Source organism: Paraburkholderia fynbosensis, from assembly GCF_902859935.1.
GTDB lineage: Bacteria > Pseudomonadota > Gammaproteobacteria > Burkholderiales > Burkholderiaceae > Paraburkholderia > Paraburkholderia fynbosensis.
On record NZ_CADIKI010000019.1, the window covers coordinates 1 to 23,165 of the forward strand.

Sequence of the window (23,165 nt, forward strand, 5' to 3'; positions counted from 1 at the left end):
ACTCCACGCCGATGATAGTGCGGATTGCCCGTGTGAAAGTAGGTAATCGTCAGGCTCCCCAGCAGCAACAGAAACCCCACCCCGAAAAAGGTGGGGTTTCTGCGTTTACGGAAGGACTGGGATCACTATATAAGTGAGAGCCTTGGGTTTGGAACAGTCAAGCAAGTCTTGACAGCAAGCGGTTGTTCCCCCATAATCATCAGTTCTCTGCGGAGGGGTGCCCGAGTGGCTAAAGGGGGCAGACTGTAAATCTGTTGGCTTACGCCTACGTTGGTTCGAATCCAACCTCCTCCACCAGAATGCAAGTTGTAGCAGTTGTTGGGAATCCATGCATCCTTGCGGGTGTAGCTCAATGGTAGAGCAGAAGCCTTCCAAGCTTACGACGAGGGTTCGATTCCCTTCACCCGCTCCAGCAATACAGAAGTAGCGCCCATGTGGCTCAGTGGTAGAGCACTCCCTTGGTAAGGGAGAGGTCGGCAGTTCGATCCTGCCCATGGGCACCAGAAGTACTCGGTGATTGTTTGCGCCCGGCGCAACGTACGGAAAAATCCTCTTAGGAGTCGAAAATGGCCAAGGGTAAGTTTGAGCGGACCAAGCCGCACGTGAACGTCGGCACGATCGGTCACGTTGACCACGGCAAGACCACGCTGACGGCAGCGATCACGACGGTTCTGACGCAGAAGTTTGGCGGCGAAGCGAAGGCATACGACCAGATCGACGCGGCGCCGGAAGAAAAGGCACGTGGTATCACCATCAACACGGCACACGTCGAGTACGAAACGGCTAACCGCCACTACGCCCACGTCGACTGCCCGGGCCACGCTGACTATGTGAAGAACATGATCACGGGCGCAGCGCAGATGGACGGCGCGATCCTGGTGTGCTCGGCTGCAGACGGCCCGATGCCGCAAACGCGTGAGCACATCCTGCTGGCGCGTCAGGTTGGCGTTCCGTACATCATCGTGTTCCTGAACAAGTGCGACATGGTGGACGACGCTGAGCTGCTGGAGCTGGTCGAGATGGAAGTTCGCGAACTTCTGTCGAAGTACGACTTCCCGGGCGACGACACGCCGATCATCAAGGGTTCGGCCAAGCTGGCGCTGGAAGGCGACAAGGGCGAGCTGGGCGAAGTGGCGATCATGAGCCTGGCCGACGCGCTGGACACGTACATCCCGACGCCGGAGCGCGCGGTTGACGGTTCGTTCCTGATGCCGGTGGAAGACGTGTTCTCGATCTCGGGTCGCGGCACGGTGGTGACGGGTCGCGTTGAGCGCGGCATCGTCAAGGTCGGCGAAGAAATCGAAATCGTCGGTATCAAGCCGACGGTGAAGACGACCTGCACGGGCGTGGAAATGTTCCGCAAGCTGCTCGACCAGGGTCAGGCAGGCGACAACGTGGGTATCCTGCTGCGTGGCACGAAGCGTGAAGACGTGGAGCGTGGCCAGGTTCTGGCGAAGCCGGGTTCGATCAACCCGCACACGCACTTCACGGCTGAAGTGTACGTGCTGAGCAAGGACGAAGGTGGCCGTCACACGCCGTTCTTCAACAACTATCGTCCGCAGTTCTACTTCCGTACGACGGACGTGACGGGCTCGATCGAGTTGCCGAAGGACAAGGAAATGGTCATGCCGGGCGACAACGTGTCGATCACGGTGAAGCTGATCAACCCGATCGCGATGGAAGAAGGTCTGCGTTTCGCCATTCGCGAAGGCGGCCGTACGGTCGGCGCGGGTGTGGTTGCCAAGATTCTCGAGTAACGCCAGATCGTTCTCGTTGATCGGTGGTTTCGGGGTTGGCGGTGTCGTCAACCCCAAATGGTTTAGGGGCATAGCTCAACTGGCAGAGCGTCGGTCTCCAAAACCGAAGGTTGGGGGTTCGATTCCCTCTGCCCCTGCCAACTCTTGCGTCGTGTATGGCGCTTCGTTAAGGTGTTATGGCGAATCCTTCCGTCGAAACTGTAAATACATCCGGCGACAAGTTGATGCTCGTTGCAGGCGTATTGTTGGTCTTGGCCGGGTTCGTGGGGTTCTTCTGGCTCAATGGTCAGGAATGGTACATCCGCGGAGCTGCCTTGGCTGTTGGTGCGATCGCGGGTGTTGTGGTCGGTCTTCTCTCCGCGCCTGGCAAGGGTTTTATCGCTTTCGCCAAAGATTCGTACAAGGAAGTCCGTAAGGTTGTTTGGCCTACTCGTAAAGAGGCTACCCAGACAACGCTCGTAGTTTTCGGCTTCGTGTTCGTCATGGCAATTTTTCTTTGGGTTAGTGATAAATCCATCGAATGGGCGATTTTCTCGGTGATTCTGGGTTGGAAATGATATGAGCGATACTCCGGCATCTCCGAGTGGCAAGCGTTGGTATGTGGTGCACGCCTACTCCGGTATGGAGAAGAGCGTGCAACGTGCGCTTCAAGAGCGCATCGAACGTGCTGGCATGCAAGATCAGTTTGGTCAAATCCTCGTTCCGACTGAAGAAGTGGTCGAGGTAAAGGGTGGTCACAAATCGGTGACCGAACGCCGTTTCTTCCCGGGCTACGTGCTTGTGGAAATGGAAATGACAGACGAAACGTGGCACCTAGTGAAGAACACGGCTAAGGTGACCGGTTTCGTTGGCGGTGCGCGAAATCGTCCGAGCCCGATTTCCCCGCGGGAAGTCGAGAAGATCATGTCGCAAATGCAGGAAGGCGTGGAAAAGCCGCGCCCGAAGACCCTGTTCGAAGTTGGCGAAATGGTCCGGGTGAAGGATGGTCCTTTCACGGATTTCAACGGCAGCGTCGAAGAAGTGAACTACGAAAAGTCCCGCGTCCGTGTTTCCGTCACAATCTTCGGCCGCGCAACGCCGGTCGAGCTGGAATTCGGCCAGGTCGAAAAGTTGTAATGCAGAATTCTACGGGGTGCGCCGATCGGTGCACCCCGTATTTCGCGCTTACGGCCCGCGCTAAGGTCGTTGAGGAGCGTCAGTAGTCGATTTTTGGCGAACGCGCGCTACTACTCACTGAACGTTCGCATGTATTCCTGCAACGTTCCAAAGAGGTTTTCAACATGGCAAAGAAGATCATCGGCTTTATCAAGCTGCAGATTCCTGCAGGTAAAGCCAACCCGTCGCCGCCGGTCGGTCCGGCACTGGGCCAACGCGGCCTGAACATCATGGAGTTCTGCAAGGCGTTCAACGCGCAGACTCAAGCCATGGAACCGGGCCTGCCGATTCCGGTCGTGATCACCGCGTTTGCTGACAAGAGCTTCACGTTTGTCCTGAAAACGCCGCCGGCTACGGTGCTGATCAAAAAGGCTGCGAAGATCGACAAGGGCTCGAGCAAGCCGCATACCGACAAGGTCGGCAAGATCACCCGTGCTCAAGCAGAAGACATCGCCAAGACCAAGATGCCCGATCTGACGGCAGCTGATCTGGACGCAGCGGTTCGTACGATCGCTGGTAGCGCCCGCTCGATGGGCATCACCGTGGAGGGCGTGTAAATGGCTAAGCTTTCGAAGCGTCTGCAAGCTTTTGCAGCCAAGGTAGATCGTCAGAAGCTGTACGCGATCGACGAAGCTCTGTCGATCGTCAAGGAATGCGCAAGCGCGAAATTCGACGAGTCGATCGACGTTGCAGTGCAACTTGGCATCGACGCGAAGAAGTCGGATCAAGTGGTTCGTGGTTCGGTCGTGCTGCCGGCTGGTACCGGTAAGTCGGTCCGCGTCGCGGTGTTCGCGCAAGGTGAAAAGGCCGAGCAAGCTCGTGCAGCTGGCGCAGAAGTCGTCGGTATGGAAGACCTGGCGGAACAGGTCAAGGCTGGCAAGCTGGACTTCGACATCGTGATCGCTTCGCCGGACACGATGCGTGTCGTCGGTACGCTGGGTCAGATTCTCGGCCCCCGCGGCCTGATGCCGAACCCGAAGGTCGGTACGGTTACGCCGGACGTCGCGACTGCAGTCAAGAACGCCAAGGCTGGCCAGGTGCAATTCCGTGTCGACAAGGCCGGTATCATCCACGCGACCATCGGCCGTGCTTCGTTTGAGCCGACGGCTCTGCGTAGCAACCTGAGCGCGCTGGTCGAAGCCCTGCAAAAGGCGAAGCCGGCAACGAGCAAGGGTGTCTACCTGCGTAAGGTCGCAGTGTCGAGCACGATGGGTGTTGGCGTTCGCGTCGACCAGACATCGCTCGCGGCACAATAATAAATTTCATCGCCTTGACGTAAGTCGGGGCGGTTTTATGGGCTTTGGGCGGTTGTGAGGTGGCAGTCTGCATCGCACAGCCGGTTGTCAAAGACCGTTGGCGGGCAAGCAGCAGGTAGGCGAGTCCTTAATGTCAAGCCAACGCAGATGGCGAACCCGAAAAGGTTTTGTAGTGATGAAGCCGGCTGATGTCCGCAGCAATGCGAGTGTCGGGCGGTCGAAATACTCCTGACTGGTCGGACGCCGTTATTGAACGCGGTACACAAAGCGCACGCTGTGTGTATCGAATCTGGAGGTTAACCGTGCCACTCAACAAAGAAAGCAAGCAGGCTGTGGTCGCTGAGGTTGCCGCGCAAGTCGCGAAAGCCCAGACCGTGGTTCTGGCTGAGTATCGTGGAATCGCGGTTGGCGATCTGACCAAGCTGCGCGCGAAAGCGCGTGAGCAACAGGTTTACCTTCGCGTGTTGAAAAACACGCTGGCGCGTCGCGCTGTCGAAGGTACCCCGTTTGCTCCGCTGGCAGAGCAGATGACTGGCCCCCTGATCTACGGCATCTCGGAAGATGCAATTGCTGCTGCTAAGGTCGTCAACGACTTCAGCAAGGGCAATGACAAGTTGGTCATCAAGGCTGGTTCCTACGAAGGCAAGGTGATGGACAAAGCTGGCGTGCAAGCGCTGGCAAACATCCCGAGCCGCGAAGAACTGCTCTCCAAGCTGTTGTACGTTATGCAAGCACCTGTTTCCGGCTTTGCGCGCGCTTTGGCCGCGCTGGCAGAAAAGAAACAAGGCGAAGAAACCGCTGCGTAACGGACTTCAGCCGAGCGTGATTGATCGCTGGCTGTATCCGAATTCAATTTAGGAGTATTTCAAATGGCAATCGCAAAAGAAGACATCCTCGAAGCCGTAGGCTCGATGTCGGTTCTGGAACTGAACGAGCTGGTTAAGGCGTTCGAAGAAAAGTTTGGCGTGTCGGCAGCTGCTGTTGCAGTGGCAGGCCCGGCAGGCGGCGGCGCTGCTGCTGCTGCTGAAGAGCAGACCGAATTCACGGTCAACCTGGTTGAAGTCGGCGCCAACAAGGTTTCCGTCATTAAAGCTGTCCGTGAACTGACGGGTCTCGGCCTGAAGGAAGCGAAGGACCTGGTCGACGGTGCTCCGAAGCCTGTTAAGGAATCGGTACCGAAGGCTGCTGCTGAAGAAGCCAAGAAGAAGTTGGAAGAAGCCGGCGCGAAGGCTGAAATCAAGTAAGTTTCAGCGCGCTGTGCGAAGGCTGGCGGTTTTCCACCGCCGGCCTTTTTGTGCTTTGTGGGAGCCGCGTTTTTAAAGACCGTTTCGGTAGAAACGAGACTCCCAGAAGCCAAAGAAAACCGCCCTTCGGTAATATTGACCGGCGTTTTTCTTTGTCTTCTGAAGCGACTGCAGAAGGCAAGTTTGGTCGGGTAGCGGGCAACATAGGCATCCGCTGCCGTCAGCCAGCGGTTGGTAGCGGCCAACCACCAAGCTTCTAGGCTCGTTCAAGCCATCGGACGGCCATCGGGTCTCAGTCGGTGAACACTCGGGTTGTCTCATCAAGGTATCCTGCCTCGACAACAATGCCCGCCGTGATTCGGAGATCGTATGCAATATTCCTTCACCGAGAAGAAGCGTATTCGCAAGAGTTTTGCGAAGCGCCCCATCGTTCACCAAGTACCTTTCCTGCTGGCTACCCAGCTTGAATCATTCAGCACGTTTCTGCAAGCAGACACGTCGTCTACGCAACGCAAGCCGGAAGGCCTGCAGGCTGCGTTTACCTCCGTTTTCCCGATCGTTTCGCATAACGGGTTCGCTCGTCTCGAGTTTGTCAGCTACATGCTGTCGCCGCCAGCATTCAATATCAAGGAATGTCAGCAGCGCGGTTTGACGTACTGCTCGGCCCTGCGCGCGAAAGTACGCCTGGTGCTGCTCGACAAGGAATCGCCGAGCAAGCCGGTCGTCAAGGAAGTGAAGGAACAGGAAGTGTACATGGGCGAAATTCCGCTCATGACGCCGACCGGTTCGTTCGTCATCAACGGCACGGAACGTGTGATTGTTTCGCAGCTGCACCGTTCGCCGGGCGTGTTCTTTGAACACGACAAGGGCAAGACGCACAGCTCGGGCAAGCTCCTGTTCTCCGCTCGTATCATTCCTTACCGCGGTTCGTGGCTCGACTTCGAGTTCGACCCGAAGGACGTGCTGTATTTCCGCGTCGACCGTCGCCGCAAGATGCCGGTCACGATCCTGTTGAAGGCAATCGGCCTCACGCCGGAGCAGATCCTCGCAAACTTCTTCGTGTTCGACAATTTCACGCTGATGCCGGAAGGCGCGCAGATGGAATTCGTGCCGGAGCGTCTGCGTGGCGAAGTCGCGCGCTTCGACATCTCGGACCGCGACGGCAACGTGATCGTTCAGAAGGACAAGCGGATCAACGCGAAGCACATTCGCGACCTCGACAACGCGAAGACCAAGTTCATCTCGGTCCCGGAAGACTATCTGCTCGGCCGCGTGCTGGCGAAGAACGTCGTCGATGGCGACACCGGTGAAGTCATCGCCAACGCGAACGACGAAATCACCGAAACCGTCCTCGAGAAGCTGCGCGAAGCGAAGATCAAAGACATCCAGACGCTCTACACGAACGATCTGGATCAAGGTCCGTACATCTCGTCGACCCTGCGTATCGACGAAACCGCGGACAAGATGGCCGCTCGCATCGCGATCTACCGCATGATGCGTCCGGGCGAACCGCCGACCGAAGAAGCGGTCGAGGCGCTGTTCAACCGTCTGTTCTACAGCGAAGACGCATACGACCTGTCCAAGGTGGGTCGTATGAAGTTCAATCGTCGCGTGGGTCGCGACGAAATCGTCGGTCCGATGACGTTGCAAGACGACGACATCCTCGCCACGATCAAGATCCTGGTCGAACTGCGTAACGGCAAGGGCGAAGTGGACGACATCGACCACTTGGGCAATCGCCGTGTGCGTTGCGTCGGCGAACTGGCGGAAAACCAGTTCCGTGCAGGTCTCGTGCGTGTCGAACGTGCGGTGAAGGAACGCCTCGGCCAGGCCGAAAGCGAAAACCTGATGCCGCACGATCTGATCAACTCGAAGCCGATTTCGTCGGCGATTCGCGAGTTCTTCGGTTCGTCGCAGCTGTCGCAGTTCATGGACCAAACGAATCCGCTGTCGGAAATCACCCACAAGCGCCGTGTTTCGGCACTTGGCCCGGGCGGTTTGACGCGTGAGCGCGCTGGCTTTGAAGTCCGCGACGTGCACCCGACTCACTACGGTCGTGTGTGCCCGATTGAAACACCGGAAGGTCCGAACATCGGCCTGATCAACTCGCTGGCTCTGTACGCGCACCTGAACGAATACGGCTTCCTCGAAACGCCGTACCGCAAGGTCGTGGGCAGCAAGGTCACCGATCAGATCGATTACCTGTCGGCGATCGAAGAAGGCCGTTACGTGATCGCTCAGGCGAACGCGGCGGTGGCTGCCGACGGCTCGCTGACCGACGAACTGGTGTCGTCGCGTGAAGCCGGCGAAACGCTGATGGTCACGCCGGATCGCATCCAGTACATGGACGTGGCGCCGTCGCAGATCGTGTCGGTTGCAGCATCGCTGATTCCGTTCCTCGAGCACGATGACGCGAACCGCGCATTGATGGGTTCGAACATGCAGCGTCAGGCTGTGCCGTGTCTGCGTCCTGAAAAGGCCGTGGTCGGTACGGGTATCGAACGCACCGTGGCTGTCGACTCGGGTACGACGGTTCAGGCATTCCGCGGCGGTGTGGTCGATTACGTCGACGCAGGCCGTATCGTGATTCGCGTGAACGACGACGAAGCGGTTGCGGGCGATGTCGGTGTGGACATCTACAACCTGATCAAGTACACGCGTTCGAACCAGAACACGAACATCAACCAGCGTCCGATCGTGAAGATGGGCGATAAGGTTGCGCGCGGCGACGTGCTAGCTGACGGCGCATCGACTGATCTGGGTGAGCTCGCGCTCGGCCAGAACATGCTGATCGCGTTCATGCCGTGGAACGGCTACAACTTCGAAGACTCGATTTTGATCTCGGAGAAGGTGGTTGCTGACGACCGCTACACGTCGATCCACATCGAAGAACTGAATGTCGTGGCTCGCGACACGAAGCTCGGACCGGAAGAAATCACGCGCGACATTTCGAACCTCGCGGAAGTGCAGCTTGGCCGTCTCGACGAGTCGGGCATCGTGTACATCGGCGCGGAAGTCGAAGCGGGCGACGTGCTGGTCGGTAAGGTCACGCCGAAGGGCGAAACCCAGCTGACGCCAGAAGAAAAGCTGCTGCGCGCGATCTTCGGCGAGAAGGCTTCGGACGTGAAGGACACGTCGCTGCGCGTGCCGTCGGGCATGAGCGGCACGGTGATCGACGTTCAAGTGTTCACGCGTGAAGGCATTCAGCGCGACAAGCGTGCGCAACAGATCATCGACGATGAACTGAAGCGCTATCGCCTCGACCTGAACGACCAGCTGCGCATCGTGGAAGGCGACGCGTTCCAGCGTCTCGCACGCATGCTCGACGGCAAGGTCGCGAACGGCGGTCCGAAGAAGCTCGCGAAGGGCACGAAGATCGAACAGGCTTACCTGGAAGATCTCGACCACTACCACTGGTTCGACATCCGCCTCGCGGACGAAGAAGCAGCGGCGCAGCTCGAAGCGATCAAGAACTCGATCGAAGAAAAGCGTCACCAGTTCGATCTGGCGTTCGAAGAAAAGCGCAAGAAGCTCACGCAGGGCGACGAACTGCCGCCGGGCGTGCTGAAGATGGTCAAGGTGTACCTGGCCGTCAAGCGTCGTCTGCAGCCTGGCGACAAGATGGCCGGCCGTCACGGTAACAAGGGTGTGGTGTCGAAGATCGTTCCGATCGAAGATATGCCGTATATGGCCGACGGCCGTCCGGCTGACGTCGTTCTGAACCCGCTCGGCGTGCCGTCGCGGATGAACGTGGGTCAGGTTCTCGAAGTACATCTGGGTTGGGCCGCGAAGGGTCTGGGCTGGCGTATCGGCGAAATGCTGCAGCGTCAGGCGAAGATTGCTGAACTGCGCGAATTCCTGACCAAGATCTACAACGAGTCGGGCCGTGCTGAAGAGCTGGACAGCTTCACCGACGACGAAATCGTCGAACTGGCAAAGAACCTGCGCGAAGGCGTGCCGTTTGCAACGCCGGTGTTCGACGGTGCGACGGAAGAAGAAATGTCGCGCGCGCTGGATCTGGCATTCCCGGACGACATCGCGAAGAACCTCGGCATGACGCCGTCGAAGAATCAGGTTCGTCTGTACGACGGCCGCACGGGCGAGATGTTCGAACGTACGGTGACGGTCGGCTACATGCACTACCTGAAGCTGCACCACTTGGTCGACGACAAGATGCACGCGCGTTCCACGGGCCCGTACTCGCTCGTGACGCAGCAGCCGTTGGGCGGTAAGGCGCAGTTCGGTGGCCAGCGTTTCGGTGAAATGGAAGTGTGGGCGCTCGAAGCGTACGGCGCATCGTACGTGCTGCAGGAAATGCTGACGGTGAAGTCGGACGACGTGACAGGCCGGACCAAGGTATACGAGAACCTGGTCAAGGGCGATCACGTGATCGATGCAGGCATGCCGGAATCCTTCAACGTGTTGGTGAAGGAAATCCGCTCGCTCGGTATCGACATCGACCTCGACCGCAACTAATCGGACTACTGGAGAGAAGCGATGAAAGCTTTGCTCGATCTATTCAAGCAAGTCCAACAACCTGAAGTTTTTGACGCGATCAAGATCGGTCTGGCCTCGCCGGACAAGATCCGTTCGTGGTCGTTCGGTGAAGTGAAGAAGCCGGAAACCATCAACTACCGGACGTTCAAGCCGGAGCGCGATGGTCTGTTCTGCGCGAAGATTTTTGGTCCGATCAAGGACTACGAATGCCTTTGCGGTAAGTACAAGCGCCTGAAGCACCGTGGCGTGATCTGCGAGAAGTGCGGCGTCGAAGTGACGCTGGCGAAGGTGCGTCGCGAACGGATGGGCCACATCGAACTGGCCTCGCCGGTCGCGCACATCTGGTTCCTGAAGTCGCTGCCGTCGCGTCTGGGCATGGTGCTCGACATGACGCTGCGCGACATTGAACGCGTGCTGTACTTCGAAGCATATGTGGTGATCGATCCGGGCATGACGCCGCTGAAAGCGCGGCAGATCATGACCGAAGAGGATTACTACAACAAGGTCGAAGAATACGGTGACGAATTCCGTGCCGAGATGGGCGCGGAAGGCGTTCGCGAGTTGCTGCGCGCGATCAACATCGACGAACAGGTCGAGATGCTCCGCACCGAACTCAAGAACACGGGTTCGGAAGCGAAGATCAAGAAGTACGCGAAGCGCCTGAAGGTGCTCGAGGCTTTCCAGCGTTCGGGCATCAAGCCTGACTGGATGGTGCTCGAAGTGCTGCCAGTGCTGCCGCCGGAACTTCGTCCGCTGGTGCCGCTGGATGGTGGCCGCTTCGCGACGTCGGACCTGAACGACCTGTATCGCCGCGTGATCAACCGTAACAACCGGTTGAAGCGTCTGCTCGAGCTGAAGGCGCCTGAAATCATCGTCCGCAACGAAAAGCGGATGCTGCAGGAAGCCGTCGATTCGCTGCTCGACAATGGCCGTCGCGGTAAGGCGATGACCGGCGCGAACAAGCGTCCGCTGAAGTCGCTCGCTGACATGATCAAGGGTAAGGGGGGTCGTTTCCGTCAGAACTTGCTCGGTAAGCGCGTGGACTACTCGGGCCGTTCGGTGATCGTGGTCGGCCCGACGCTCAAGCTGCATCAGTGCGGTCTGCCGAAGCTGATGGCGCTCGAACTGTTCAAGCCGTTCATCTTCAACAAGCTCGAAGTGATGGGTGTCGCTACCACCATCAAGGCTGCGAAGAAGGAAGTCGAGAACCAGACGCCGGTGGTGTGGGACATCCTGGAAGAGGTGATCCGCGAGCATCCGGTCATGCTGAACCGTGCGCCGACGCTGCACCGTCTTGGCATTCAGGCTTTCGAGCCGGTGCTGATCGAAGGGAAGGCAATCCAGCTGCACCCGCTCGTTTGCGCGGCGTTCAACGCCGACTTCGACGGTGACCAGATGGCTGTTCACGTGCCGTTGTCGCTGGAAGCGCAGATGGAAGCGCGCACGCTGATGCTGGCGTCGAACAACGTCCTGTTCCCGGCCAACGGCGATCCGTCGATCGTGCCGTCGCAGGATATCGTGCTCGGCCTGTACTACGCGACTCGCGAAGCCGTGAACGGCAAGGGCGAAGGCCTGACGTTCACGGGTGTCTCGGAAGCGCTGCGTGCATACGAGAACAAGGAAGTCGAGCTGGCCTCCCGCGTCAACGTGCGGATCACGGAAATGGTCCACAACGAAGACAAGTCGGAAGGCGCGCCGGCGTTCGTGCCGAAGATCTCGCTGTACGCGACGACCGTCGGCCGTGCAATCCTGTCGGAAATTTTGCCGCCGGGTCTGCCGTTCTCGGTGCTGAACAAGCCGCTGAAGAAGAAGGAAATCTCGCGTCTGATCAACACCGCATTCCGCAAGTGCGGTCTGCGCGAAACGGTGATTTTCGCCGACCAGTTGATGCAGTCGGGTTTCCGTCTGGCAACGCGCGCTGGTATCTCGATCTGCGTCGACGACATGCTTGTGCCGCCGCAGAAGGAAACCATCGTCGGCGACGCCGCGAAGAAGGTGAAGGAATACGACCGTCAGTACATGTCGGGTCTCGTCACGTCGCAAGAGCGCTACAACAACGTGGTCGACATCTGGTCGGCAACGTCGGAAGCGGTCGGCAAGGCGATGATGGAACAGCTGTCGACGGAACCGGTCACGGACCGAGACGGCAACGAAACGCGTCAGGAATCGTTCAACTCCATCTACATGATGGCGGACTCGGGTGCTCGTGGCTCGGCAGTTCAGATTCGTCAGCTGGCCGGTATGCGTGGCCTGATGGCGAAGCCGGACGGCTCGATCATCGAGACGCCGATTACGGCGAACTTCCGTGAAGGCCTGAACGTGTTGCAGTACTTCATCTCGACCCACGGTGCGCGTAAGGGTCTGGCTGATACGGCACTGAAGACGGCGAACTCGGGTTACCTGACGCGACGTCTGGTCGACGTGACGCAGGATCTCGTGGTGGTCGAGGACGATTGCGGTACGTCCAACGGCGTCGCGATGAAGGCGTTGGTCGAAGGCGGTGAAGTCGTCGAAGCGCTGCGTGACCGTATTCTCGGTCGCGTGACGGTGGCTGACGTCGTCAATCCGGAATCGCAGGAAACGCTGTACGAAACGGGCACGCTGCTCGACGAAGACGCGGTCGAAGAAATCGAACGCCTCGGCATCGACGAAGTGCGCGTGCGTACGCCGCTGACTTGCGAAACGCGTTACGGTCTGTGCGCAGCCTGCTACGGCCGCGACCTGGGCCGCGGCTCGTCGGTTAACGTCGGTGAAGCAGTCGGCGTGATCGCGGCGCAGTCGATCGGTGAACCGGGCACGCAGCTCACGATGCGTACGTTCCACATCGGTGGTGCGGCATCGCGTGCGGCAGTGGCTTCGTCGGTCGAAGCGAAGTCGAACGGTACGGTGCGTTTCACGGCGACGATGCGTTACGTTACCAACGCGAAGGGCGAGCAGATCGTCATCTCGCGTTCGGGCGAAGCGATGATCACCGACGACCACGGTCGCGAGCGCGAACGTCACAAGGTGCCGTACGGCGCGACGCTGTTGCAACTGGACGGCGCGCAGATCAAGGCCGGCACGCAACTGGCGACGTGGGATCCGATGACGCGTCCGATCATCACCGAGTACGGTGGCACGGTGAAGTTCGAAAACGTCGAAGAAGGCGTGACCGTTGCGAAGCAGATCGACGATGTGACGGGTCTGTCCACGCTGGTCGTGATCGACGTGAAGCGTCGCGGTTCGCAAGCCTCGAAGACGGTGCGTCCGCAGGTCAAACTGCTCGATGCGAGCGGCGAAGAAGTCAAGATCCCGAACACCGAGCACTCGGTGCAGATCGGCTTCCAGGTCGGCGCTCTGATCACCGTGAAGGATGGTCAGCAAGTGCAGGTGGGCGAAGTGCTCGCACGTATCCCGACCGAATCGCAGAAGACGCGTGACATTACCGGCGGTCTGCCGCGTGTGGCGGAACTGTTCGAAGCACGTTCGCCGAAGGACGCAGGTATCCTGGCGGAAGTCACGGGTACGACGTCGTTCGGTAAGGACACGAAGGGCAAGCAGCGTCTAGTGATCACGGACCTCGAGGGCAACCAGCACGAATTCCTGATCGCGAAGGAAAAGCAGGTTCTGGTGCACGATGGTCAAGTCGTCAACAAGGGCGAAATGATCGTCGACGGGCCGGCGGATCCGCACGACATCCTGCGTTTGCAGGGCGTCGAAGCGCTGTCGCGTTACATCGTGGACGAAGTGCAGGACGTGTACCGTCTGCAAGGCGTGAAGATCAACGACAAGCACATCGAAGTGATTGTTCGTCAGATGCTGCGCCGCGTGCAGATTACGGACAACGGTGATACGCGTTTCATCCCGGGCGAACAGGTCGAGCGGTCGGATATGCTCGACGAAAACGACCGTATGATCGCGGAAGACAAGCGTCCGGCAACGTACGAAAACGTGTTGCTCGGTATCACGAAGGCGTCGCTGTCGACCGATTCGTTCATCTCCGCGGCGTCGTTCCAGGAAACGACTCGCGTGCTGACCGAAGCGGCGATCATGGGCAAGCGCGACGATCTGCGTGGTCTGAAGGAAAACGTGATCGTCGGCCGCCTGATTCCGGCCGGTACGGGTCTCGCGTTCCACAAGGCGCGCAAGAGCAAGGAACTGTCCGACCGCGAGCGTTTCGATCAGATCGCAGCGGAAGAGTCGTTCGAATTCGGTACGCCGGAAACGCCGGCCGCCGAACAGCAGCACTCAGGCGAGTAAGTCCCGGCGGCGCAAGCCGCCCGGGGCCCTAGCCAGCGAAGCCGCTCAGTTTCGACTGAGCGGCTTTTTTTTATGCGCCTCTCTTTTACGCGCTTGTGTCGATTCGTAGGCCGAATGGCTAAGGTTGTCGCAAAGCGCGGGCGCAGCACGAATGCGTTGGTAAAATTCGTGTCACCGGCTTTTGCTGCTTCTCTCAAATTCATGTCCCGTCCGCTCGAAATCCTCAACGAAGTCTTCGGTTATCCCGCGTTCAGAGGGCAGCAGGGCGAAATTGTCGAGCACGTCGCCGGCGGCGGCGACTGCCTCGTGCTGATGCCGACGGGCGGCGGCAAGTCGCTGTGTTATCAGATTCCGTCGCTGGTACGGCGCGAAGGCGGCTTCGGCACGGGGATCGTCGTGTCGCCACTGATCGCGCTGATGCAGGATCAGGTGGCCGCGCTAACCGAAGTCGGTGTGCGCGCCGCGTATCTGAACTCGACGCTGTCGAGCGCCGAGGCGATGGCCACCGAGCGCGCGCTGCGCGACGGCGAGATCGACCTGCTTTACGTCGCGCCGGAACGCCTGATGACGCCGCGCTTTCAGGAGTTACTTGAGCGCACGCGTATCGGTCTGTTCGCAATCGACGAAGCGCATTGCGTATCGCAGTGGGGGCACGATTTCCGCCCCGAATATATTCAGTTGTCGGTGCTGCACGAGCGCTTCCCGAACGTGCCGCGGATCGCGCTCACTGCGACCGCGGACGCGATCACGCGCGACGAAATCATCCACCGTCTGGCGCTCGATGACGCGCGCATCTTCGTGTCGAGCTTCGACCGGCCGAACATCCGCTATCGCATCGTCGAAAAAGACAATGCGCGCACGCAATTGCTGGACTTCATCCGCGCCGAACATTCGAAGCCGGACGGCACCACTGACGCCGGTGTGGTCTATTGCCTGTCGCGCCGGAAGGTTGAAGAAACAGCGGAGTGGCTGAAAGAAAAAGGCATGCGCGCGCTGCCGTATCACGCCGGCATGGAGTTCGAGATTCGCCAGAAGCATCAGGAGATGTTCCAGCGCGAGGAGGGCATCGTGATGTGCGCGACGATCGCGTTCGGCATGGGCATCGACAAACCGGACGTCCGGTTCGTGGCGCACTTGGATTTGCCGAAGAGTGTCGAAGGTTATTACCAGGAAACCGGCCGGGCCGGTCGCGACGGCATGCCGGCGAACGCATGGATGGCCTACGGTCTCGGCGACGTCGTACAGCAACGCAAGATGATCGACGAATCCGATGCCGACGACGCCCACAAGCGCGTTCAAACCGGCAAGCTCGACGCGCTGCTCGGTTTGTGCGAGGCGGCGACCTGCCGGCGTGTCCGGCTGCTCGCTTACTTTGGCGAAACCAGCAAGCCGTGCGGGAACTGCGACAACTGTCTCGAACCGCCCGCAACCTGGGATGCGACGCGCGAGGCGCAGATGGCGCTGTCCTGTGTGTTCCGGGCGCAGCGCGCGAGCGGCTTTCATTTTGGCGCCGGGCATCTGATCGACATCCTGCGCGGCAATCGCAGCGAGAAGATCATGCAGCGCGGCCACGAAAAGCTCACCACGTTCGGCATCGGCGCGGTGCTTGGCGAGCCGGAGTGGCGCGCAGTGTTTCGCCAGCTGGTGGCGTTCGGCTATCTGACGGTCGATCACGAAGGTTTTGGTTCGCTGGTGCTGACCGAAGCAAGCAAGCCGGTGCTCAAGGGCGAGCAGAACGTGACGATGCGCCGCTATGTGAAACCGACCCGTACGCGCCAGTCGTCCGGACGCACCAGCGAGCGTGCCGATCCGACGATCGGCATGGGGCCGCGCGAACGCGCCCGCTGGGAGCGTTTGCGCACGTGGCGCACCGAAACGGCGAAAAGCGACGGCGTGCCGGCTTATGTGATCTTCCACGATGCGACGCTGGCGGAAATTGCCCGTAACGGCCCCGGTTCCATTGAGGATTTGCGCGGTATTCCGGGCATGGGCGCCCGTAAACTCGACCGTTTCGGCGACGAGTTGTTGGAAGTCGTTGCCGCCGATTGAGCGTTCCGTCAATGCGACGGAAGGTCGACAGGGGTGCGAAACATCGCAACCTGTTGACTCCCTTAGTATTTTCGGAATATTATGCTAGGTTCCGGTTCTTGGAGTGCCTGCGCGCGAAGCCAATTCACGCACTGACAGCCCATCCGGAAGTTCGATGCGCAATCGTTTCTGCTTTGCCCGGAAACAGATGCGTCGATTTTGTTCAATTTCAGGAATAAACAATGCCAACCATCAATCAACTGGTTCGCAAAGGCCGCGCGTCGGAAACGACGAAGAGCAAGAGCCCGGCTTTGCAGGACTGCCCCCAGCGTCGCGGTGTGTGCACCCGTGTGTACACCACGACGCCGAAGAAGCCTAACTCGGCACTGCGTAAGGTTGCCAAGGTTCGTCTGACGAACGGCTTCGAAGTTATTTCGTACATCGGTGGTGAAGGCCACAACCTGCAGGAACACTCGGTCGTGCTGATTCGCGGCGGCCGTGTGAAGGACTTGCCGGGTGTGCGTTACCACATGGTTCGCGGCTCGCTGGATACCCAGGGCGTCAAGGATCGTAAGCAGGCTCGCTCGAAGTACGGTGCGAAGCGTGCCAAGGCTGGCAAGTAATCTAGCCGGTTTAGTAGTTTCAGGTCGCCTGCAAAGGCGGTAATAGCGGTGGTGCCGGAATCGCCGGTGCTGTCGAGTAAGTGGTCACCCGACCGGGCTGGTAAGTCTTGAAGATGAATCGGGTTAGTTGGTGGCCGCGGGGCTGAGTAGCTCCAACTGAAAAGTTAAAGGAAGAAACATGCCGCGTCGTCGCGAAGTCCCCAAGCGGGAAGTGTTGCCGGATCCGAAGTTCGGTAACGTTGATGTAGCTAAGTTCATGAACGTGCTGATGTTGTCCGGCAAGAAGTCGGTTGCTGAACGCATCGTGTACGGCGCTTTCGAACAGATCCAGACCAAGGGTGGCAAGGACCCGCTGGAAGTGTTCACGGTAGCGCTCAACAACGTCAAGCCGGTGGTCGAAGTCAAGAGCCGCCGCGTTGGTGGTGCGAACTATCAGGTTCCGGTCGAAGTGCGCCCGTCGCGTCGTATGGCATTGGCGATGCGTTGGCTGCGTGAAGCCGCGAAGAAGCGCAGCGAGAAGTCGATGGCCCTGCGTCTGGCAGGTGAACTCTCCGAAGCGGCCGAAGGCCGTGGCGGCGCAATGAAGAAGCGCGACGAAGTTCACCGGATGGCAGAAGCCAACAAGGCGTTCTCGCACTTCCGTTTCTAAGCTTCCCGAACCCGGGTTTAGCGGAAAAACGGAAAGAAATTCCGGGCGGGTGCGCTTACAAAGCGCCTCGCCCGTTTGTGTTACAGCGCGATGGGTATTTTCTCGCATCGCGTCATCCCAATAGAGGATCAAAGTGGCTCGCAAGACACCTATCGAGCGCTACCGTAACATCGGTATTAGCGCTCACATCGACGCCGGCAAAACGACGACGACCGAGCGCATCCTGTTCTACACCGGCGTGAACCACAAGATTGGTGAAGTTCACGACGGCGCTGCCACCATGGACTGGATGGAGCAGGAGCAGGAACGCGGTATCACGATCACGTCCGCTGCTACCACGGCGTTCTGGAAAGGCATGGCCGGCGACCGCGCTGAGCACCGCATCAACATCATCGACACCCCGGGCCACGTCGACTTCACGATTGAAGTTGAGCGTTCGATGCGCGTGCTCGACGGCGCGTGCATGGTGTACTGCGCTGTGGGCGGCGTGCAGCCCCAATCGGAAACGGTGTGGCGTCAGGCTAACAAGTACAAGGTTCCCCGTCTCGCGTTCATCAACAAGATGGACCGTACCGGCGCGAACTTCTTCAAGGTCTACGACCAGCTCAAGCTGCGTCTGAAGGCGAACCCGGTTCCGGTCGTGGTGCCCATCGGCGCGGAAGAAAACTTCACGGGCGTCGTCGATCTGCTGAAGATGAAGGCGATCATTTGGGACGACGCGTCGCAAGGCACGAAGTTCTCGTACGAAGACATCCCGGCAGAGCTGGCTGACACGTGCAACGAGTGGCGCGAGAAGATGGTCGAAGCGGCTGCTGAGTCGAGTGAAGACCTGATGAACAAATACCTGGAAGAGGGCGAGCTCTCTGAAGCGGAAATCATCAAGGGTCTGCGCGACCGTACGATCGCTTGCGAAATCCAGCCGATGCTGTGCGGCACCGCGTTCAAGAACAAGGGCGTGCAACGCATGCTGGACGCCGTGCTCGACTTCCTGCCGTCGCCGATCGACATCCCGCCGGTTACCGGCGAGCTGGAAAACGGCGAGCAAGGTGAACGCCGCGCTGCTGACGACGAAAAGTTCTCGGCCCTGGCATTCAAGATCATGACCGACCCGTTCGTCGGCCAGTTGATCTTCTTCCGCGTGTACTCGGGCATTGTGAATTCTGGCGACACCGTGCTGAACGCGACCAAGGACAAGAAGGAACGTCTCGGTCGTATTCTGCAGATGCACGCGAACCAGCGCGAAGAAATCAAGGAAGTCCGCGCAGGCGACATCGCTGCTGCAGTCGGCCTGAAGGACGCGACGACCGGCGACACGCTGTGCGATCCGCAAAGCCCGATCGTGCTCGAGCGCATGATTTTCCCGGAGCCGGTGATTTCGCAGGCCGTTGAGCCGAAGACGAAGCCGGACCAGGAAAAGATGGGTCTCGCGCTGAACCGTCTGGCTCAGGAAGATCCGTCGTTCCGCGTTCAAACGGACGAAGAGTCGGGCCAAACCATTATTTCGGGCATGGGCGAGCTCCACCTGGAAATTCTGGTCGACCGTATGCGTCGTGAATTCGGCGTGGAAGCGACCGTCGGCAAGCCGCAGGTCGCTTACCGCGAAACGATTCGCGGCAAGGCGGAAGACGTTGACGGCAAGTTCGTCAAGCAGTCGGGTGGTCGCGGCCAGTACGGTCACGCGGTCATCACGCTCGAGCCGAACGAGCAGGGCAAGGGCTACGAGTTCCTGGATGAGATCAAGGGCGGTGTGATTCCGCGTGAATACATCCCGGCAGTTGACAAGGGTATCCAAGAAACGCTGAAGGCAGGCGTGCTGGCGGGCTTCCCGGTCGTTGACGTGAAGGTTCACCTGACGTTCGGTTCGTACCACGACGTTGACTCGAACGAAAACGCGTTCCGCATGGCCGGTTCGATGGCGTTCAAGGAAGCAATGCGCAAGGCTCAGCCGGTCATCCTCGAACCGATGATGGCCGTCGAAGTCGAAACGCCGGAAGACTACATGGGCAACGTGATGGGCGACCTGTCGGGCCGTCGCGGCATCGTGCAGGGCATGGACGATATGGTCGGCGGCGGCAAGATCGTTCGCGCAGAAGTCCCGCTGTCGGAAATGTTCGGCTACTCGACGTCGCTGCGTTCGCTGACCCAAGGTCGTGCAACGTACACGATGGAGTTCAAGCACTACTCCGAAGCACCGCGCAACGTGTCGGAAGCGATCATCAACGCGAAGTCGAAGTAAGCGCGCGGCAAGTCATTTAACGATTAACTTTTTGAAAGAAGAGAAACATGGCTAAAGGTAAATTCGAACGGACCAAGCCGCACGTGAACGTCGGCACGATCGGTCACGTTGACCACGGCAAGACCACGCTGACGGCAGCGATCACGACGGTTCTGACGCAGAAGTTTGGCGGCGAAGCGAAGGCATACGACCAGATCGACGCGGCGCCGGAAGAAAAGGCACGTGGTATCACCATCAACACGGCACACGTCGAGTACGAAACGGCTAACCGCCACTACGCCCACGTCGACTGCCCGGGCCACGCTGACTATGTGAAGAACATGATCACGGGCGCAGCGCAGATGGACGGCGCGATCCTGGTGTGCTCGGCTGCAGACGGCCCGATGCCGCAAACGCGTGAGCACATCCTGCTGGCGCGTCAGGTTGGCGTTCCGTACATCATCGTGTTCCTGAACAAGTGCGACATGGTGGACGACGCTGAGCTGCTGGAGCTGGTCGAGATGGAAGTTCGCGAACTTCTGTCGAAGTACGACTTCCCGGGCGACGACACGCCGATCATCAAGGGTTCGGCCAAGCTGGCGCTGGAAGGCGACAAGGGCGAGCTGGGCGAAGTGGCGATCATGAGCCTGGCCGACGCGCTGGACACGTACATCCCGACGCCGGAGCGCGCGGTTGACGGTTCGTTCCTGATGCCGGTGGAAGACGTGTTCTCGATCTCGGGTCGCGGCACGGTGGTGACGGGTCGCGTTGAGCGCGGCATCGTCAAGGTCGGCGAAGAAATCGAAATCGTCGGTATCAAGCCGACGGTGAAGACGACCTGCACGGGCGTGGAAATGTTCCGCAAGCTGCTCGACCAGGGTCAGGCAGGCGACAACGTGGGTATCCTGCTGCGTGGCACGAAGCGTGAAGACGTGGAGCGTGGCCAGGTTCTGGCGAAGCCGGGTTCGATCAACCCGCACACGCACTTCACGGCTGAAGTGTACGTGCTGAGCAAGGACGAAGGTGGCCGTCACACGCCGTTCTTCAACAACTATCGTCCGCAGTTCTACTTCCGTACGACGGACGTGACGGGCTCGATCGAGTTGCCGAAGGACAAGGAAATGGTCATGCCGGGCGACAACGTGTCGATCACGGTGAAGCTGATCAACCCGATCGCGATGGAAGAAGGTCTGCGTTTCGCCATTCGCGAAGGCGGCCGTACGGTCGGCGCGGGTGTGGTTGCCAAGATTCTCGAGTAAAATCGCGGATTGTGACCTTGCAGTACATGCAGTAAGTGGTGCCCGGAGCCGGGCGCCGGCCCCCAGCGGGCGCCCGGCTCTACGTTCTTTTACTATCTGGCGGCGCAATACCGCCTCGCTCTTTTCCAAGGAATTGTCATGCAGAACCAGAAAATCCGCATTCGCCTGAAGGCTTTCGACTATCGCCTGATCGATCAATCGGCAGCTGAAATCGTCGACACGGCTAAGCGGACTGGCGCAATCGTTCGTGGTCCGGTGCCCCTGCCGACCCGCATTCAACGCTTCGACATCCTGCGTTCGCCGCACGTCAACAAGACGTCGCGCGATCAGCTTGAAATCCGCACGCACCAACGGCTGATGGACATCGTCGATCCGACGGACAAGACCGTTGACGCATTGATGAAGCTCGATCTGCCGGCTGGCGTGGACGTTGAAATCAAGCTGCAATAAGGCTTCCGAAGCTTGTCCGGCCTGCCGGACAGCGCTAAGTCATTGATTGCTTGCGGAAAACGAAAAGCCTCGCTATAATGCAAGGCTTTTCGCGCATTTGCGCAAAAAAGTCGGTGTGCTGCAGCGTGAATTCACGCCCGAAACGGCACCGGCATTTTGTAAATTAGCCCCGACCAATCGCAGTCGGGAATGGAGAAAACGATGAGCCTTGGACTCGTAGGTCGCAAGGTTGGCATGACCCGTATCTTCACGGCAGAAGGGGATTCGATTCCCGTTACCGTGCTGGACGTGTCCGACAACCGCGTGACGCAGATCAAGACTGTTGAAACCGACGGCTACACGGCCGTGCAGGTTGCATTCGGTACGCGCCGTGCATCGCGCGTGACGAAGCCGTTGGCCGGTCATCTCGCCAAAGCCGGTGTTCAAGCCGGTGAAATCCTCAAAGAATTCCAGATTGATGCCGCCAAGGCTGCCGAGTTGTCGAACGGCACCGTGGTAGGCCCCGACCTGTTCGAAGTAGGCCAGAAGGTCGACGTGCAAGGCGTGTCGATCGGTAAGGGCTACGCCGGTACCATCAAGCGTTACAACTTCGCATCCGGCCGTGCATCGCACGGTAACTCGCGCTCGCACAACGTGCCGGGTTCGATCGGTATGGCGCAGGATCCGGGCCGTGTTTTTCCGGGTAAGCGCATGACCGGTCACATGGGTGACGACACGGTAACGGTGCAAAACCTCGAAATCGCTCGTATCGACGCCGACCGCAAGCTGTTGCTGGTCAAGGGCGCCGTTCCGGGTGCGAAGGGTGGCAAGGTATTCGTTACGCCGGCCGTGAAGACGCGTGCCGTGAAAGGAGCGAAATAATGGAACTTAAGCTCCTGAATGCCAATGGTCAGGAAGGTGCAGGCGTTAGCGCGTCGGACGTCGTGTTCGGCCGCGATTACAACGAAGCCCTGATTCACCAGGTAGTGGTGGCGTACCAAGCGAATGCCCGTAGCGGCAACCGCGCGCAGAAGGACCGTGAGCAAGTCAAGCACACGACCAAGAAGCCGTGGCGCCAGAAGGGTACGGGCCGCGCCCGTGCCGGTATGTCGTCGAGCCCGTTGTGGCGCGGCGGTGGCCGGATCTTCCCGAATTCGCCGGAAGAAAACTTTTCGCACAAGGTCAACAAGAAGATGCATCGCGCAGGTCTCTGCTCGATCTTCTCGCAGCTGGCCCGCGAAGGCCGCATCTCGGTGGTCGACGAGCTGACGCTCGAAGCGCCGAAGACTAAGCTGCTGGCCGAAAAATTCAAGGCGATGGGTCTCGACTCCGTGCTGGTGATTACCGACACGGTTGACGAAAACCTGTACCTCGCGTCGCGCAACCTCGCCCATGTGGCAGTTGTCGAGCCGCGTTACGCCGACCCGCTGTCGCTGATCTACTTCAAGAAGATCCTGATCACGAAGGCTGCGGTCGCCCAGATCGAGGAGTTGCTGTCATGAGCGAGATTCGCAAGAACGATCATCGTTTGATGCAGGTCCTGCTCGCGCCGGTGATCTCCGAAAAGGCGACGCTGGTGGCCGACAAGAACGAGCAAGTTGTGTTCGAAGTCGCGCCCGATGCCACGAAGCAGGAAGTGAAAGCTGCAGTCGAGCTGCTGTTTAAGGTGGAAGTCAATTCCGTCAACGTGCTGGTCTCGAAGGGCAAAGCCAAGCGCTTTGGCCGCTTCATGGGCAAGCGCAAGGACGTGAAGAAGGCGTACGTCTGCCTGAAGCCCGGCCAGGAAATCAACTTTGAAGCGGAGGCCAAGTAAT

General features: G+C 59.2%; 18 protein-coding genes and 4 tRNA genes. All 22 read left to right on the plus strand.

Features of this window, described 5'->3' with window-relative positions:
* The first annotated feature begins 211 nt into the window (after positions 1 to 211).
* The 22 genes from HV770_RS26995 to rplW all read left to right on the plus strand — a co-directional run bounded on the left by HV770_RS26995 (position 212) and on the right by rplW (position 23,164).
* Positions 212 to 297, plus strand: a tRNA-Tyr gene (locus HV770_RS26995).
* A gap of 41 nt (positions 298 to 338) precedes the next feature.
* Positions 339 to 412: transfer RNA gene (locus HV770_RS27000), tRNA-Gly, on the plus strand.
* A 16-nt stretch (positions 413 to 428) separates the two neighbouring features.
* Positions 429 to 503, plus strand: a tRNA-Thr gene (locus HV770_RS27005).
* Positions 504 to 566: 63 nt separating this feature from the next.
* The gene (gene tuf, locus HV770_RS27010) at positions 567 to 1,757 is read left to right on the plus strand and encodes an elongation factor Tu (RefSeq protein ID WP_121315898.1); all 1,191 of its coding nucleotides are present in this window, start codon (positions 567 to 569) and stop codon (positions 1,755 to 1,757) included.
* Between the two features lie 64 nt (positions 1,758 to 1,821).
* Positions 1,822 to 1,897: transfer RNA gene (locus tag HV770_RS27015), tRNA-Trp, on the plus strand.
* A 36-nt stretch (positions 1,898 to 1,933) separates the two neighbouring features.
* Positions 1,934 to 2,314 (plus strand): preprotein translocase subunit SecE, encoded by a 381-nt coding sequence (gene secE / locus HV770_RS27020; RefSeq protein WP_175164666.1) that lies wholly within the window; start codon positions 1,934 to 1,936, stop codon positions 2,312 to 2,314.
* A gap of 1 nt (position 2,315) precedes the next feature.
* Positions 2,316 to 2,873 carry a transcription termination/antitermination protein NusG gene (nusG, locus tag HV770_RS27025; protein WP_007180147.1) on the plus strand — a complete coding sequence of 186 codons (558 nt, stop codon included), beginning with the start codon at positions 2,316 to 2,318 and terminating at the stop codon, positions 2,871 to 2,873.
* A gap of 164 nt (positions 2,874 to 3,037) precedes the next feature.
* The gene (gene rplK / locus HV770_RS27030) at positions 3,038 to 3,469 is read left to right on the plus strand and encodes a 50S ribosomal protein L11 (RefSeq protein ID WP_042329781.1); all 432 of its coding nucleotides are present in this window, start codon (positions 3,038 to 3,040) and stop codon (positions 3,467 to 3,469) included.
* Entirely contained in the window at positions 3,470 to 4,168 is a 699-nt protein-coding gene (gene rplA / locus HV770_RS27035) for a 50S ribosomal protein L1 (RefSeq protein WP_175164667.1), read from the plus strand.
* A 302-nt stretch (positions 4,169 to 4,470) separates the two neighbouring features.
* The gene (gene rplJ, locus HV770_RS27040) at positions 4,471 to 4,974 is read left to right on the plus strand and encodes a 50S ribosomal protein L10 (RefSeq protein WP_042329779.1); all 504 of its coding nucleotides are present in this window, start codon (positions 4,471 to 4,473) and stop codon (positions 4,972 to 4,974) included.
* A gap of 63 nt (positions 4,975 to 5,037) precedes the next feature.
* Positions 5,038 to 5,412 carry a 50S ribosomal protein L7/L12 gene (gene rplL / locus HV770_RS27045; RefSeq protein ID WP_121315903.1) on the plus strand — a complete coding sequence of 125 codons (375 nt, stop codon included), beginning with the start codon at positions 5,038 to 5,040 and terminating at the stop codon, positions 5,410 to 5,412.
* A gap of 369 nt (positions 5,413 to 5,781) precedes the next feature.
* Positions 5,782 to 9,888 carry a DNA-directed RNA polymerase subunit beta gene (gene rpoB, locus HV770_RS27050; RefSeq protein WP_175164668.1) on the plus strand — a complete coding sequence of 1,369 codons (4,107 nt, stop codon included), beginning with the start codon at positions 5,782 to 5,784 and terminating at the stop codon, positions 9,886 to 9,888.
* Positions 9,889 to 9,909: 21 nt separating this feature from the next.
* Positions 9,910 to 14,148: a DNA-directed RNA polymerase subunit beta' gene (gene rpoC, locus HV770_RS27055; RefSeq protein WP_121315901.1), complete on the plus strand. Its 4,239-nt coding sequence runs from the start codon at positions 9,910 to 9,912 to the stop codon at positions 14,146 to 14,148.
* 201 nt (positions 14,149 to 14,349) lie between these two features.
* A complete protein-coding gene (gene recQ, locus HV770_RS27060; protein WP_175164669.1) occupies positions 14,350 to 16,197 on the plus strand; it encodes a DNA helicase RecQ in 1,848 nt (615 codons plus the stop codon).
* Between the two features lie 221 nt (positions 16,198 to 16,418).
* Positions 16,419 to 16,799 carry a 30S ribosomal protein S12 gene (rpsL, locus tag HV770_RS27065; RefSeq protein WP_006998493.1) on the plus strand — a complete coding sequence of 127 codons (381 nt, stop codon included), beginning with the start codon at positions 16,419 to 16,421 and terminating at the stop codon, positions 16,797 to 16,799.
* A gap of 178 nt (positions 16,800 to 16,977) precedes the next feature.
* Positions 16,978 to 17,448, plus strand: a complete 471-nt coding sequence (gene rpsG / locus HV770_RS27070; RefSeq protein ID WP_006053291.1) for a 30S ribosomal protein S7 — start codon at positions 16,978 to 16,980, stop codon at positions 17,446 to 17,448.
* Positions 17,449 to 17,581: 133 nt separating this feature from the next.
* On the plus strand, positions 17,582 to 19,684 hold the full coding sequence (fusA, locus tag HV770_RS27075; protein ID WP_175164670.1) for an elongation factor G: 2,103 nt from the start codon (positions 17,582 to 17,584) through the stop codon (positions 19,682 to 19,684).
* 47 nt (positions 19,685 to 19,731) lie between these two features.
* Positions 19,732 to 20,922, plus strand: a complete 1,191-nt coding sequence (tuf, locus tag HV770_RS27080) for an elongation factor Tu (protein WP_121315898.1) — start codon at positions 19,732 to 19,734, stop codon at positions 20,920 to 20,922.
* Positions 20,923 to 21,060: 138 nt separating this feature from the next.
* The gene (gene rpsJ, locus HV770_RS27085) at positions 21,061 to 21,372 is read left to right on the plus strand and encodes a 30S ribosomal protein S10 (protein WP_006998489.1); all 312 of its coding nucleotides are present in this window, start codon (positions 21,061 to 21,063) and stop codon (positions 21,370 to 21,372) included.
* Positions 21,373 to 21,573: 201 nt separating this feature from the next.
* On the plus strand, positions 21,574 to 22,233 hold the full coding sequence (rplC, locus tag HV770_RS27090; RefSeq protein ID WP_007180137.1) for a 50S ribosomal protein L3: 660 nt from the start codon (positions 21,574 to 21,576) through the stop codon (positions 22,231 to 22,233).
* Complete coding sequence (gene rplD / locus HV770_RS27095) at positions 22,233 to 22,853, plus strand: 50S ribosomal protein L4 (protein WP_007180136.1); 621 nt, start codon at positions 22,233 to 22,235, stop codon at positions 22,851 to 22,853. Before rplC ends, rplD begins: the two co-directional genes overlap by 1 nt.
* Positions 22,850 to 23,164, plus strand: a complete 315-nt coding sequence (gene rplW / locus HV770_RS27100) for a 50S ribosomal protein L23 (protein ID WP_007180135.1) — start codon at positions 22,850 to 22,852, stop codon at positions 23,162 to 23,164. The genes rplD and rplW overlap by 4 nt, the downstream gene beginning before the upstream one ends.
* Position 23,165 lies beyond the last annotated feature (1 nt).

What these genes read in the sequence shown, in the direction of transcription:
- tuf (WP_121315898.1), top strand. Translation starts at nt 567, where the DNA reads ATGGCCAAGGGTAAGTTTGAGCGGACCAAGCCGCACGTGAACGTCGGC.
- secE (WP_175164666.1), top strand. Translation starts at nt 1,934, where the DNA reads ATGGCGAATCCTTCCGTCGAAACTGTAAATACATCCGGCGACAAGTTG.
- nusG (WP_007180147.1), top strand. Translation starts at nt 2,316, where the DNA reads ATGAGCGATACTCCGGCATCTCCGAGTGGCAAGCGTTGGTATGTGGTG.
- rplK (WP_042329781.1), top strand. Translation starts at nt 3,038, where the DNA reads ATGGCAAAGAAGATCATCGGCTTTATCAAGCTGCAGATTCCTGCAGGT.
- rplA (WP_175164667.1), top strand. Translation starts at nt 3,470, where the DNA reads ATGGCTAAGCTTTCGAAGCGTCTGCAAGCTTTTGCAGCCAAGGTAGAT.
- rplL (WP_121315903.1), top strand. Translation starts at nt 5,038, where the DNA reads ATGGCAATCGCAAAAGAAGACATCCTCGAAGCCGTAGGCTCGATGTCG.
- rpoB (WP_175164668.1), top strand. Translation starts at nt 5,782, where the DNA reads ATGCAATATTCCTTCACCGAGAAGAAGCGTATTCGCAAGAGTTTTGCG.
- rpoC (WP_121315901.1), top strand. Translation starts at nt 9,910, where the DNA reads ATGAAAGCTTTGCTCGATCTATTCAAGCAAGTCCAACAACCTGAAGTT.
- recQ (WP_175164669.1), top strand. Translation starts at nt 14,350, where the DNA reads ATGTCCCGTCCGCTCGAAATCCTCAACGAAGTCTTCGGTTATCCCGCG.
- rpsL (WP_006998493.1), top strand. Translation starts at nt 16,419, where the DNA reads ATGCCAACCATCAATCAACTGGTTCGCAAAGGCCGCGCGTCGGAAACG.
- rpsG (WP_006053291.1), top strand. Translation starts at nt 16,978, where the DNA reads ATGCCGCGTCGTCGCGAAGTCCCCAAGCGGGAAGTGTTGCCGGATCCG.
- tuf (WP_121315898.1), top strand. Translation starts at nt 19,732, where the DNA reads ATGGCTAAAGGTAAATTCGAACGGACCAAGCCGCACGTGAACGTCGGC.
- rpsJ (WP_006998489.1), top strand. Translation starts at nt 21,061, where the DNA reads ATGCAGAACCAGAAAATCCGCATTCGCCTGAAGGCTTTCGACTATCGC.
- rplC (WP_007180137.1), top strand. Translation starts at nt 21,574, where the DNA reads ATGAGCCTTGGACTCGTAGGTCGCAAGGTTGGCATGACCCGTATCTTC.
- rplD (WP_007180136.1), top strand. Translation starts at nt 22,233, where the DNA reads ATGGAACTTAAGCTCCTGAATGCCAATGGTCAGGAAGGTGCAGGCGTT.
- rplW (WP_007180135.1), top strand. Translation starts at nt 22,850, where the DNA reads ATGAGCGAGATTCGCAAGAACGATCATCGTTTGATGCAGGTCCTGCTC.